At 38.4% G+C, this 14,136-nt stretch carries 11 protein-coding genes; 2 read left to right on the top strand and 9 right to left on the bottom strand.

From position 1 onward, the window contains the following. Positions 1 to 12: 12 nt before the first annotated feature. From L3V46_RS07735 to pheA, 3 genes are all read right to left on the bottom strand, one after another. Entirely contained in the window at positions 13 to 393 is a 381-nt protein-coding gene (locus tag L3V46_RS07735) for a hypothetical protein (RefSeq protein ID WP_004822559.1), read from the bottom strand. Between the two features lie 118 nt (positions 394 to 511). Then, on the bottom strand, positions 512 to 2,758 hold the full coding sequence (locus tag L3V46_RS07730) for a bifunctional prephenate dehydrogenase/3-phosphoshikimate 1-carboxyvinyltransferase (RefSeq protein ID WP_239045364.1): 2,247 nt from the start codon (positions 2,756 to 2,758) through the stop codon (positions 512 to 514). 32 nt (positions 2,759 to 2,790) lie between these two features. After that, on the bottom strand, positions 2,791 to 3,897 hold the full coding sequence (pheA, locus tag L3V46_RS07725) for a prephenate dehydratase (protein ID WP_004719240.1): 1,107 nt from the start codon (positions 3,895 to 3,897) through the stop codon (positions 2,791 to 2,793). Positions 3,898 to 4,148: 251 nt separating this feature from the next. On the opposite strand from pheA, the gene L3V46_RS07720 reads away from it, so the two are divergent. Continuing rightward, on the top strand, positions 4,149 to 4,667 hold the full coding sequence (locus L3V46_RS07720) for a DJ-1/PfpI/YhbO family deglycase/protease (protein ID WP_004719237.1): 519 nt from the start codon (positions 4,149 to 4,151) through the stop codon (positions 4,665 to 4,667). A 347-nt stretch (positions 4,668 to 5,014) separates the two neighbouring features. Here L3V46_RS07720 and L3V46_RS07715 read toward each other — a convergent pair whose 3' ends face one another. From L3V46_RS07715 to sohB, 3 genes are all read right to left on the bottom strand, one after another. Further along, on the bottom strand, positions 5,015 to 5,314 hold the full coding sequence (locus tag L3V46_RS07715; RefSeq protein WP_004822562.1) for a DUF1905 domain-containing protein: 300 nt from the start codon (positions 5,312 to 5,314) through the stop codon (positions 5,015 to 5,017). A gap of 306 nt (positions 5,315 to 5,620) precedes the next feature. Beyond that, on the bottom strand, positions 5,621 to 6,763 hold the full coding sequence (locus L3V46_RS07710) for an acyl-CoA dehydrogenase family protein (RefSeq protein ID WP_004822563.1): 1,143 nt from the start codon (positions 6,761 to 6,763) through the stop codon (positions 5,621 to 5,623). Between the two features lie 194 nt (positions 6,764 to 6,957). Beyond that, positions 6,958 to 7,920, bottom strand: a complete 963-nt coding sequence (gene sohB, locus L3V46_RS07705) for a protease SohB (RefSeq protein ID WP_004822565.1) — start codon at positions 7,918 to 7,920, stop codon at positions 6,958 to 6,960. A gap of 626 nt (positions 7,921 to 8,546) precedes the next feature. Here sohB and L3V46_RS07700 point away from each other — a divergent pair. Further along, entirely contained in the window at positions 8,547 to 9,893 is a 1,347-nt protein-coding gene (locus L3V46_RS07700; RefSeq protein WP_004719230.1) for a dicarboxylate/amino acid:cation symporter, read from the top strand. Between the two features lie 480 nt (positions 9,894 to 10,373). Here L3V46_RS07700 and pstB read toward each other — a convergent pair whose 3' ends face one another. Genes pstB through pstC form a run of 3 tightly spaced genes read right to left on the bottom strand, consistent with a single transcriptional unit; the run spans position 10,374 to position 14,073 of the window. Next, the gene (pstB, locus tag L3V46_RS07695) at positions 10,374 to 11,285 is read right to left on the bottom strand and encodes a phosphate ABC transporter ATP-binding protein PstB (protein WP_004719228.1); all 912 of its coding nucleotides are present in this window, start codon (positions 11,283 to 11,285) and stop codon (positions 10,374 to 10,376) included. 17 nt (positions 11,286 to 11,302) lie between these two features. Beyond that, a complete protein-coding gene (gene pstA / locus L3V46_RS07690; RefSeq protein ID WP_004822568.1) occupies positions 11,303 to 12,697 on the bottom strand; it encodes a phosphate ABC transporter permease PstA in 1,395 nt (464 codons plus the stop codon). Then, positions 12,694 to 14,073, bottom strand: a complete 1,380-nt coding sequence (pstC, locus tag L3V46_RS07685) for a phosphate ABC transporter permease subunit PstC (protein ID WP_004822570.1) — start codon at positions 14,071 to 14,073, stop codon at positions 12,694 to 12,696. Before pstC ends, pstA begins: the two co-directional genes overlap by 4 nt. Between the last annotated feature and the right edge of the window lie 63 nt (positions 14,074 to 14,136).

Genomic DNA, 14,136 nt, shown 5'->3' with positions numbered 1-14,136 from the left:
CTCTAGCCCTGCTTATACTTTCCATTCAAATCCACTAAACGCATCATCTTCTTTTAATGTATTTTCTACAGCATTTGCCAATTGCTTAATCATGCTCTGGGTTGCAATCTTCTTAAACCATGCTTGCTCTTCATCAGCATGGGCTGAAATTTCACAAGTTAATAATCCTTGATCATTTAAATGACAATTAACCCCCAAACCAATTGGATGATTTTCTACGCTGACAGCAAGGTCTTCATCGGAGTGTGTTGTTTCCGCTTTAAAGCCATATTGAGACAGTTGTTTTAACAACAAGGTCGTCACGTATTCCTGAGTGACATAACATACATTTTCACCATGGTTGTGACTGTTAATATGATTCTCACAGTTTGCTGTAAATTGTAATGTTCTCATTGCTTCATCCAAAAGGCTTTATAGTTGTATGGTTTTAGAATAAGCAATATAAACAAAACAGCCAAGCATTTGCTTGGCTGTTTTTAATTAATTATACAAATATTAGACAAGGACTGATTTATTCGGTGACTTGAATCTGAAGCCCCGCCTGATTAGTGAGTTCAGTAAATGTTGGGAAACTTGTTGCTACAGTTTCGGTACCGATAATCTTGATCTCGCCTGAGTTACGTAAACCCGCCATCGAAAAACTCATTGCAATACGATGGTCATGGTGCGATTCAATTTCACCGCCAGAGAAAATAGCAGACCAGTCGCCCGATTTACCTTTTCCTTCAATGATGATGCCATCATCAGTTGGCGTACAATCAATCCCCATGGTTTTTAAACCATCTGCCATCACTTGAATACGATCAGACTCTTTAACCCGTAATTCAGCAGCTCCTGTCAACACCGTTTGCCCTTCAGCACATGCAGCAGCAATAAACAAAGATGGAAACTCATCAATTGCCAAAGGTACTTGATCTTCTGGCATATGAATGCCTTTCAATGTACGGGTACCACGGATACGTATATCAGCAATCGGCTCACCGCCTGCAATTCTTTCATTTTCAACAGTTAAGTCTGCACCCATTTGCTTAAGGATTTCGATTAAGCCTGTACGAGTTGGATTAATCCCAACAGCTTCAAGGGTAATATCTGAACCTTCAGTAATGGCAGCACCCACCATAAAGAATGCAGCAGAAGAAATATCAGAAGGCACTTGAATCTCTGTCCCAACTAACTTGCCACCACCGTGTAATGAAATACGATTACCTTCCGTTTTCACAGCATAACCAAAAGCACGTAACATACGCTCAGTATGGTCACGGGTTGGTTCAGGTTCAGTCACAGAGGTTTCACCCTCTGCCCATAGACCTGCCAATAAAATCCCAGATTTGACTTGCGCAGATGCCATTGGCAAATCGTAGTGAATGCCTTTCAATGCTTGAGCACCAGTGATTGAAACAGGCGGAGTACCACGTTCACCCGTGGTTTGAATTTGCGCACCCATTTCACGTAAAGGTTTTGCAATACGCTCCATTGGACGCTTAGACAAAGACGCATCACCCGTCATCACAGAGTCAAACTGTTGTGCTGAAAGCATGCCTGAAAGCAAACGCATCGACGTACCAGAATTACCCATGTACAGTGCCGTTTTTGGCGCTTTTAAACCATGAATACCCACACCATGAATGGTCACTTCACCATTTTTAGGGCCTTCAATACTGACACCCATATCGCGAAATGCTTGAAGTGTTGCTAAAGCATCTTCACCTTCAAGGAAACCTGTAACGTGGGTTGTACCTTCAGCGATTGCACCAAACATGATGGAACGATGTGACACTGACTTGTCACCCGGCACGGTAAATTTACCTTTAAATGTCTTCTCACCTGGCAAAATGGTAAATTGTTGTGTCACCTTATTTTTCTCCATCAAAGGTTTATTGGCGAGCATATGATTGAAATGCTGTCGTGCCGCTTGTGCATGTCCTAGCAATCCCATCAGGGCTTGTGAATTCTCATCTTCAATCAGTTGACGTAATGTCGCAAGTTGCGTTTCAAAACCATCAACTGCTTTCAATATGGCTGTTTTATTGGCAAAAAATATATCATGCCACATCTGCGGATCACTGGCAGCAATACGTGAGAAGTCACGAAAACCTCCAGCGGCATAACGGAAAATATCTAAGTTATCTTCACGATTTGCAAGCTGTTCGACCAAATTAAATGCCATCAGATGTGGTAAATGACTGGTATGTGCCAACACTTCATCATGTTTGTCCACATCCATACAAATGACTTCTGCTTTTGCAGCCTGCCAAAGCTGAATCAGTTTTTCAACTGCCCAATCAGCACTGCTCGGCAACGGTGTTAGAATCACTTTATGATTCACAAATAAGTCAACTTTACCAGCATGGACACCTGTATGTTCTGCACCAGCAATTGGATGACCAGGTACAAAACCTACAGGAAGATTTTCACCATAAACAGCATGTGCCGCAGCCACCACATTCCCTTTGGTACTTCCGACATCGGTAATGATGGCGTTTTCAGAAACATAAGCTTGAATCGTTTCAAGCACTTTCTGTGTCGCGCGAACGGGTAAAGCCAGAACGATTAAATCTGCATCTTTTACCGCTTCTACAGGATCACTAAAACCCGCAGAAATAATTCCTAAAGCTTTTGCATCTTCCAATGTTTTTTTTGAGCGTGTTGATGCAACAACATTTTCAGCAAGATGTTCGACTGCAATTACACGGGCTAGACTTGAACCAATCAGTCCAAGTCCAATAAAGGCAACTTTTTTAAATAAAGGTTGTGACATAACGATTTTGAACTACCTATTTCACAACGACATCAAAGCACAGCAATCGGATATGAACCCAATACACGTACTTCTTTAACCAGTGGGCGAATATCTTCAATCGCCGCTTTAACATTGTCCTGTTCCACATGACCTTCAAGATCAATGAAGAATACATACGCCCATTTTTCAGGTAATGCAGGACGGGTTTCAATACTGGTCAAACTAATGTTGTGTTTTGCAAATGGTGCAAGAATTTCCAATAAAGCCCCTGCACGGTCATGTGCTGAAATCAGTAATGAGGTTTTATCATTGCCACTTTGCGGTACTTTTTCACGGCCGATTACCAAGAATCGTGTCGTATTTTCAGGGTTATCTTCAATATTGCCGTGGAGAACTTCTAAGTCGTAGATACTTGCAGCCACATCAGATGCAATTGCTGCTGAATGCCATTCATTGCGAATACGGCGTGCAGCCTCCGCATTTGAGCTTAAAGCCACACGTTCTACACCCGGATAATGTGCATCCAACCACTTACGACATTGCGCAAGTGTTTGTTGATGTGCATAAATTTGTTTAATACTGTCTTTACGAGTATTTGAAGAAATCAGGAATTGGTGATGAATACGCAATTCAACTTCACCAATCACATTTAAATGCGATGCTTTAAAACAGTCTAAAGTATGGTTGACCACACCTTCAGACGAGTTTTCAACTGGAACTAAACCATAATGTGCACTGCCCGCTTCAACCTCACGGAACACTTCATCGATCGTTGGTAGTGGACGAACCACAGCATCCTGACCAAAATGTTTTAATACAGCAGAATGTGTATAAGTACCAACTGGACCTAAAAATGCAATACTTTGTGGTGCTTCAAGTGCCAAACATGCAGACATAATTTCACGGAATAAACGTGCCATGGTTTGATCTGACAATGGCCCTTCATTGCGCTCCATAACTTGACGTAAAACCTGTGCTTCACGTTCAGGACGATAAAATAACGGATTCTCTTCTGCTGCAAATTTTGCTTTAGCAACTGATTCCGCCAGTTTTGCACGGCGATTGATAAGTTGTTGGATTTGCTGATCTACAGAGTCAATATCTTCACGGATTTGAGCAAGATCTAGAGAAGTCGTTTTTTGATCATCGTTGATCATTGTTATGTCGCCCTTTAAAGTCGAGAATTACGAGAAGTCTATGTTTTAGACCACTGACAGTATAACAATAGTTCAGTTTAATTTGTTGGGCAATAGTGCATTTTTCAATGTTTCACTTTCAACTTATATATTGAATAAAATGTCATCACTTTATAACTTTTCTGACCACAAAATGAATTACAAAGCAGCTATAGAATTTTAAGCATTGCGCTCTATGATAAAAAGCATAAGCGCATTTCGAGTCATAGAATATGAATAAAAAAATCGCTGTTCTCATTACCCATGATTTCGAAGATGCGGAATATCATCATCCCGTTGAAGCTTTTCGAGCTGCAAGCCATTCTGTGCGCAATATTGAAAAGTCTGCGGGGAATATTGTGTATAGCAAACAAAGAAAATCTTCGGTCAGTATAGATTTAGGTATTGATGAAATCTCTGTTCGGGATTTTGATGCGCTGATGATTCCGGGTGGATATTCCCCTTATCATCTTAAAGAAGATGAACGATTTATTGATTTTTTACGTAATTTTGCCAATGCGCAAAAACCTATTTTTTTATGTTGTTACAGTAGCCATTTGCTTATCGATGCACAAATTGCCATTGGACGGCGCTTAACCTCAATTGAAGATATCCTCAAAGAACTTAAAGACGCTGGCGCTGTGGTTTTTGATCGCGAAGTGGTAAACGACAACAATTTATATATTTCATCACGCTCGACTTTTGAACTGCCTATCTTTATTAATGAATGTTTAAATGTATTAAGCGCTTAGTTTATTAGTTTTAACATTATTTATGAAATTTTGTATCTCTTTTATAAGTCAAAATGATCATATTGCATGAATCATATGGGTATTGAAAGCCCATTCCCCATTTGGGAAAAGACTAGGATGACGGAGCGTTTATGTTGATCTATGCTTTAAAAAGGATTTACGACTGAAGCTTAATATAAAAATTTAAAAGCTCATCCAAAAAGCGAAATCATTATTGCCTGTACCAATGGGTCTAAACGTTTAAGCTAAAATCACGTTGTAAGGGTTTTACAGCGATATGAGTTGACTTATTCAATACAGCCTCACTAGTGGTCAAATATACCTACTCAAAGCTTGACCATTAAAACTTATAACAGAATCGAAAAAGAAATATGATCTCCTGAATATATCTTCTCTTTTTTGCGAATCTCTGCTTTAAGCGGCAGTAAATAGCCCTCTGATTGCTTGTCAGGAAATATAGATGTTTTCCAGATACTTTTACCTAGTGTGACAGTAATAGGTACAGCACCCCAGCTTCGTTTCTGATGAATGTATTTTTTTATTTCTTCAGATTGTAATTTGGAAATAAGAGCATAATGCCATCCACCAACACCCAAATAGTGCTGGACTGTTGATTCAATTTGAAAAGAAACTTCATGATCCATCATTTTAATTTCACTTAAAAGTTTAAACAGCTTATCGTTGTTATATCTATTTCATTCGCCAATTCTATTTTTTAGATAAGACATGAGCACATTACCACTGACTTATTATTGTACAAATCCAATCAAACAAACAAGACCTACACCTACGTATTTGATCAATTGTTGTTTGCTCTATCTTTACTTTTTAATGTTTGTTTTTTCAATTTATTTATTTGATTTTTCTCAATATATTCCCATCAAAATAAAAAAACTGTTCATGTTTCATAAAAAACACGAACAGCTTATATTTATATTATTGTTACATATACACTATCGACCAATGATGCCACGTGCCACGATTTCTTTCATGATTTCATTTGTACCACCATAAATACGCTGAATACGTGCATCTACAAAGAAACGAGAAATTGGATATTCCGTCATATAGCCATAACCACCAAACAGTTGTAGCAAGCTGTCGATGATTTTCATCTGCATATCCGTACTAAAACTTTTTAAAGCCGCTGCTGTTTCAACATCCAATTTACTTTGTTTATATAAAGCTAAATTTTGGTTATAGAATGCTGCTGTTGCCAACTCATCAATTTTTGCTTGAGCCAAAACAAAACGAGTATTTTGGAAGCTGCCAATTTTCTGACCAAATGCTTGACGTTCCTGTACATACTGAGTAGTGATATCGATTGCACCACGAATTGCACCAAGTGCTGTTGCTGCAATTGCAGTACGTTCACGAGGTAACTCTTGCATCAAATAGGCAAAACCTTGACCTGCGCTACCTAACAATTGATTTGCTGGAACTTTAACATTATCAAAGAACAGTTCTGAGGTATCTTGAGAATGCAAACCAATTTTATCGAGATTGGTGCCCTTTTTAAATCCATCTAGATGTGTATCAACCAATAAAAGTGACACCCCTTTTGCACGTGCTTGAGGATCAGTTTTTGCTGCCAATACCACTAAATCTGCATGCTGACCATTTGAAATAAACGTTTTAGAACCATTCAAAACATAATGGTCACCATTTAAAATCGCACTACTGCGCATCCCTTGTAGGTCTGAACCCGCTCCCGGTTCCGTCATTCCAATTGCGCCCACCACTTCACCTGACACCATTTTCGGTAACCAGTATTGTTTTTGTTCTTCGTTGGCAATATGCAAAATATAAGGAGCTGCAATTTCTGAATGACATGAAATCGCGGTAGACAATGCGCCATAGCCTGCACGTGCAGACTCTTCAACCAACATCAATGAATATTCAGTTGGAACGCCATAACCACCATACACTTCAGGTACATCTACACAAAGAAAGCCATTTTCGCCCAATAATGACCATACTGAACGTGGCATTAAGCCTTCTTTTTCCCATTGCTCATAAAATGGAGCAACGTGTTCATTCATAAAACGTTTAAAGTTGTCACGAAAAAGTTCTAAATCTGCATCATATGCCAACATGTCTTGTATTCCTTTCAATCTGAGTTTTTGATTTTATGATCCCTAGCATGCTAATCATTTTTTACGAACTTGTCATGACCACATGATGTCATTTTTTCTGAGCATTTTTGCGAATAAAGAAAAGACTTTTCCACAAAAAAAGAGTAATCAGCTTTCGCCAATTACTCCTTAGGTTGTCAATGAATAATCAAAACTTAGAATTTATCGTCTTTAAACATCGGTAAAGAAGAATTTAGCTTGGTGATCTCACTCATCAATTTATTCACAACGGATGGAATTAAGGCATCTGCCATTTGTGCAGCTTGTAAACCTAACTTTTCGCCAAGTGTTGGCTTACGACGTGTTTGAATCACATATACGTCATGTTGTGGCAATAAGCTCAACAAGTATTCATCTGAAGTTTGCAATTTATCCACTAAATTTAAATTGCGCGCATCTTCACCATACCAGTGTTCACCTGTTGCAACTTTTTCGACATTGAGTTGCGGGCGATATTTTTCAACAAAATGCTTAAATAATTGATGCGTTTGTTGTAACTCTTCTTCAAATTTTGCTTTACCTTCTGGGGTGTTTTCACCAAACATCGTCACAGTACGTTTAAACTGACCTGCGGTATATAGCTCAAAATCAACATGATGTTCTTTTAACAGTCGATTAAAATTAGGGACTTGCGCAACAACACCAATCGAACCAACCACAGCAAATGGTGCAGAGACGATTTCACTTGCGATACACGCCATCATATAACCGCCACTCGCAGCCACTTTATCCACACAAATCGTCAGATTAAAGCCTGCATCACGTAAACGAACCAATTGTGCAGCTGCAAGACCATAACCATGCACCATACCACCTGGGCTTTCTAAACGTACGATGACACGATCACGCCCTGCTTTTGCTGTCGCAAGAATTAATGTAATTTCTTCTCTTAAGTTTTCTACAGCTGAAGCCTGTACATCTCCTTTAAAATCTAAGACATAGATTTTTTGATTATTTTTTTTACGTACACGTGCTTCTTTTACAAACTGTTGAGTCAGTTGAAACAATTCCAATTTCGATGCAGTCGACTGAGCAATTCTTTTTCTTTGCTCATTAATTCGAGCATTTAAATGACTGATGCGAATTTCTGCGGGTACTTTGGGTAAATGAAATAACATAGAATTTATAATCTCGAATATCTAAGGAAATGCTTTTCTAATAAGATGCGGACGGATCAGTTAAATTTCAATACACTTTTTGAAAAATTCGACAAAACTCAATTCTCTTCGACTTGATGCATGATCAAAAGGTTTATCTATACGTTTAAAATCAACAATAACTAAATTTTAGTTATAGAATATATAGCTTTTTTTTATATTTAAAAACGCATGAAAATTCGAGTAAAGATAAGCGTTTTGAATAAATTAAGATTTTATTAATAGTTTTTACATCTAAGTTAAGCTTTGCTGATTTCAGCATATTCAGCGACTTTATCTTGAAAATAACGCAAATGCCACTTGGTAGAACTTTTGCTGGCTTTTCTTATGACAAATTCACATAAAAAAACATAGACATGTTTATATCAAACAGATAATACAAATAAACATATATCACACATTTTATAAATTTATATTACGTTATTTACTAGCTTTTTTTATCTAAATAACATATTTGTTATTTTGATTAAACTATTTAAAATCAACACGTTAAAAAGAATAATTACATTTTTCAAATTTATGAACATTTGCGTGTCATTTCTTTAAAAAATGTTTAATTTTATCAACATCAAGGATAAGGATTGAGTATGGATATCTCCTCACACGATGAACACCTACCCCCTAAAAAACAAAAGTTTTATCAAATCCTCTATGTTCAGGTTATTTTTGCCATTGTACTTGGTATCCTTCTTGGACACTTTTGGCCAGATATTGGTGCAAGTTTAAAACCATTAGGTGATGCATTTATTAAACTGGTCAAAATGATTATTGCGCCTGTTATTTTCTTGACGGTTGTCACTGGAATATCAGGCATGAAACATATGGGAACTGTAGGACGAGTAACGGGTAAAGCAATGCTTTATTTCCTGACATTCTCTACACTCGCATTAATCGTCGGGATGATTGTTGCCAATATTATTAAACCAGGACAAGGTTTAAATATTGACCCTACATCATTAAAATCAGAGAAAGTTGTTGAGTACGCTGAAAAAGCACATGACGCTTCGATTGTCGACTTCTTACTGAATATTCTTCCAACAACCATCGTTAGCCCATTAACAAGTGGTGACATTCTACAAGTTCTATTTGTTGCCGTATTATTTGGTTTATCCTTGGCTGCGGTAGGCGAAAAAGGTCAACCGATTGTAGACTTCTTAAACAACCTTACAGCACCCGTATTCCATTTAGTTGGCATGCTGATGAAATTTGCTCCGATTGGTGCTTTTGGTGCAATGGCATTTACAATTGGTAAGTATGGCATTGAAAGTATTGGAAATCTTTTACTTTTAATTATGACATTCTATATCACGGCCTTACTCTTTATTCTGGTTATTTTGGGTGCTGTAGCTCGTTATAATGGATTTAGAATTACAGATCTGATTCGCTATATCAAAGATGAATTATGGTTAGTTTTAGGGACCAGTTCATCTGAAGCTGCACTTCCATCATTGATGCGTAAAATGGAAAAAGCAGGCTGCGAAAAATCTGTGGTTGGCTTGGTTATTCCTACCGGTTATTCATTTAACCTCGATGGTACCAACATCTATATGACGATGGCAGCGCTCTTTATTGCACAAGCATGTAATATCGATTTGAGTATTCAAGACCAAATCTTATTATTGCTCGTTGCAATGCTAAGCTCTAAAGGTGCTGCTGGTGTTACAGGTGCCGGATTTATTACCTTAGCAGCAACATTATCTGTTGTTCCAGCAGTTCCTGTTGCAGGTATGGCTTTAATTCTAGGTATTGACCGCTTTATGTCTGAATGCCGTGCACTGACCAATTTAGTTGGTAATGCGTGTGCAACAATTGTTGTGGCACGTTGGGACAATGCTTTAGACAAAGACAAACTGGCTGCTGCATTCGCTCATCCGAGTAAAGCACACTATGATGCTAAAGCAGTTGAACAACATCGTGAAGATCCAATCGATTAAAAACATCCGATAAGCAATATTTGTAATAAGAAGGAGCTTTTGAGCTCCTTTTTTATATAAAGCAACTATGAGTAGATCAGAAAATTACACATAACCATCAACTGCTATTCACATATAAAATGAGGCACTAACTGAAAAATAGGTTTAATACATAAAGCTTAAAATGATGTATTTCTTAGAAAAGCATTTGTCTAATTTACCCATTCTCAATAGATTGGTTTTATTCAAACAACTTAAACAAAAATACTTCATTCAAAAGACTTAACGAAAACCGTATTACCCCCCTATTTCAGTACTCATCAATGAATAGGTTTAGACGATCCATTCATTATTTTAAAGCTTAAATTTTTAATTGTTTTTGATCCACCATTCTCATCAATTTAATTCATTGCTTCAGATGCTTATATGCTTTATCTATAAAAAAAAGAGCCTTTCGGCTCTTTAATTTCACATTTAAACTTGACTTAATCAGTACTCGACTTAACCGAAACGGCCGGTAATATAAGCTTCAGTCAATTGGTGATCTGGTTGAGTAAAGACTTTCTCTGTAGAGTTAACTTCGATTAAGTCACCTAAATGGAAGTATGCTGTACGATCAGAAACACGCGCTGCTTGTTGCATGGAGTGGGTTACAATTGCGATTGTATATTGCGTAGAAAGCTCAGAGATTAACTCCTCAACTTTTGCTGTTGCAATTGGATCAAGTGCAGAACATGGTTCATCCATTAAAATCACTTCAGGGCTTACCGCAATCGTACGTGCAATACACAAACGTTGTTGCTGACCACCTGAAAGACCTGTACCTGGCTGACTTAAACGATCTTTAACTTCATCCCACAAACCTGCTTTACGCAAGCTATTTTCAACAATCTCTTCTAAATCATACTTATCTTTGGCCAAACCATGCAGTTTAGGCCCATAAGCAACATTATCAAAAATTGATTTAGGAAACGGGTTTGGTTTTTGAAATACCATTCCAACTTGAGCACGGAGCAACACAACATCTAGATTTGGATCATAAATGTCTTGGTTGTCTAAACGCACTTTACCTGTTACACGGCAAGTATCAATCGTATCGTTCATACGGTTCAAGGTACGTAGAAATGTTGATTTACCACAACCTGATGGTCCAATAAATGCAATCACTTCATTTTCATAAACTTGAAGATCAATACCCTTAATCGCTTCTGCGTCACCATAGTAAACATGCACATCTTCAGCACTAAGTTTCACAGTTGTATTTTTTTCTTTCTTCGGTGTCGAAGACTCAAACTGGGAGACAAAAGAAGTGCTTGCTTGCTTTTGCTTACTATCAGTCGATGTAAATTGAGATTGTTCAGAATTCACGGTTGTATCCTGTCTTAAGGAATTTTTAGTTTCTACAGTATTCATCTCTATTCTGCCCTCTTTTACCAGCGAACTTCAAATTTCTTACGTAACCAAATTGCAAAGCTGTTTAATCCGACCATAAGTGCCAATAACACAATGATGGCTGCAGCCGTACGCCCTTCGAAGAAGTTACGTAATTCATTACCTTGCCATAAGTAAACTTGAACAGGTAAAGCCGTAGATTGATCTAATGGAGATACTGGAATATTTGCAACGAAAGCGCTCATACCAATTAATAGTAATGGTGCGGTTTCACCCAATGCATGAGCAATACCAATAATCGCACCTGTCATAATCCCCGGTAGAGCCAAAGGCAATACATGGTGGAATACTGTTTGTAAACGAGAAGCACCAATACCTAACGCCGCTTGGCGAATTGATGGTGGTACTGCCTTCAATGAAGCACGTGTGGTAATAATTACTGTAGGCAAAGTCATTAAACTTAAGACCAAACCACCAACCAAAGGTGCGGATATAGGTAAATGCATCCAACCAATAAAGATAGCAGCACCCAATAAACCAAATACAATTGATGGAACTGCTGCAAGGTTATTGATATTGACTTCAATGATGTCAGTAATAAAGTTTTTCGGTGCAAACTCTTCTAGATAAATCGCACTTGCTACACCCAATGGAATAGAAATCGCGATCACAATTAACATCATGAACAATGAACCCATAAATGCACCAGCCAAACCTGCTGTTGCTGGTGAGCTGCGTGAATCTGGGTTGGTGAACATTTGCGTGTTAAAAGTACGGTTAATAATCCCTTTCGCAGCCAAGTCATCAGAAAGTTTACGTACTTCTGGACTAAGTTGTTGCTGCTCATCAGGCAATGAACGATCGATATGACCAGCCAACCACACATCAATATTGGCATCAGCAAGGAAATTAAGTTCTACCGTTTTACCAATCAATGCTGGGTCTTTAAACACCATATCACGGATACGATATGCTTCTGAACTGGTGTAAATACTTGAAAGATCATCACGACGACTTTCGAGTGCAGGGTCTTTTGCAATGATTGCATTTACAATCAATGCATCCCAATCAACCATACCCATTTTTGTTTGCCAGTCGACATAACGCTCTTGAAATACGGCAGGAGATTCGCCCACTTTTTGTGTTGGTTTTGGTCCAGCATCAATCATACTTGGATCAAAATACACAGGTACAGTCATACTTGCTTGCCAAAATGCTGGCAACCCTTTGTATAAGATACTTCCAAATAAAATTGCAACAAATGCCAAACCAATAATCACTGCTGAAAAACCAGCAAAACGGAAGGTCTTTTCTTTACGATGGCGTTTTGACAATGAGCTGGCGATTTTAGCTTTACGTTTTTCTCGCAACTCAGCGGCAGCTTGAGGATCAAATACATTTTGATCCACAGGAGATGTATTTGATGTACTCATTCGTATTGCTCACGATATTTACGCACAATATAAAGTGCGACAATGTTTAAACACAATGTAATGGTAAATAAAGTTAAACCCAGTGCAAACGCAACCAATGCCTGCGGACTTGCAAAGTCTGTGTCGCCTGTTAATTGTTTTACAATCGTTACAGTAACTGTTGAAACAGCTTCAAGTGGATTGATATGTAACAATGGACTATTACCAGCAGCAAGTACCACAATCATGGTTTCACCGACTGCACGAGATACTGCAAGCAAGAATGCACCCGTAATACCTGGTAAGGCAGCTGGAAGAACCACTTGACGAATGGTTTCAGATTTGGTCGCACCTAAACCTAAAGAACCATCACGTAAGGCACGTGGCACTTGAGTGATAATGTCATCTGACAAAGAAGATACGAATGGGATAATCATAATACCCATTGCAAAACCTGCTGTTAATGCACTGGTCGCATTGACTTCAACACCAATAGAATCACCAATTGATTTGAAGATTGGGCCAATCACCATCATGGCAAAAACACCATAAACAATGGTCGGAATACCCGCTAAAACTTCAATTGTCGGCTTTGCCCATGAACGGAATCGAGGTGAAGCATATTCAGCAAGATAAATTGCAATCATTAAACCCAGTGGAACAGCAACCAGTAGTGCAATACCACTGACCATGAGTGTTCCCCATAGTAATGGTAATAAACCATAACTTCCTTCAGCATTACCTGAAGTACTAAAGCCAGGATTCCACTCTGTACCAAAGAAGAAGTCGATTGGACTTACAAACTGGAAAAAGTGCATCGCCTCACTGAACATCGACATCACAATACCCACAGTCGTGAGAATCGCAACACCTGAACACAGGATCAAAACAACATTAATGGTTTTTTCAACTTCGTTACGTGCACGAAATTGTTGACTAATTCTTTTTCTTGCCCAAATCAATCCAAGGATCGCAGCACAAGTTACCACAGCAAACTTTGCAAACGAGCCAATTCTTTCAAATTTTGAGAGTTGTTCTGCAGCTGCAACCTCATAAGCTGCTGGCGTATCTGTCACACCAAAGCCAGAGGCAATTGCTTTAATACGATCTACCAGTACATCTACCCCAGCTGTATCTAGCGATGAAGCAATATTTGCTGGAACATTTTTTAAAATTAGATGTTGTAAAACACTTGGTTCTACCAAGTTCCAAACAATCAAAATTAAAAAAGCTGGGATTCCACACCACAACGCCACCAAAGAGCCATAATAGCCAGGACGTGAATGTAAAATTGCAGTGTTATTTCCCTTACCTGCTAGGCTTCGGCTTTTTCGTAGCCCGATTTGATATGCGATAGCGATTAAAGCCAATAACACGCCAATGAGTAGCAGATTCATGTATTCTCCACCGTTTTTTCAATTTTAATGATTTGAAAAAACTCTACTTAGCAAGGAAAGCCG

Source organism: Acinetobacter sp. AG3, assembly GCF_022343575.1.
In the GTDB taxonomy this organism is placed as follows: domain Bacteria; phylum Pseudomonadota; class Gammaproteobacteria; order Pseudomonadales; family Moraxellaceae; genus Acinetobacter; species Acinetobacter guillouiae.
The sequence above is the reverse complement of the archived record's forward strand: the minus strand, read 5'-3'. Positions and strand labels throughout refer to the sequence as shown.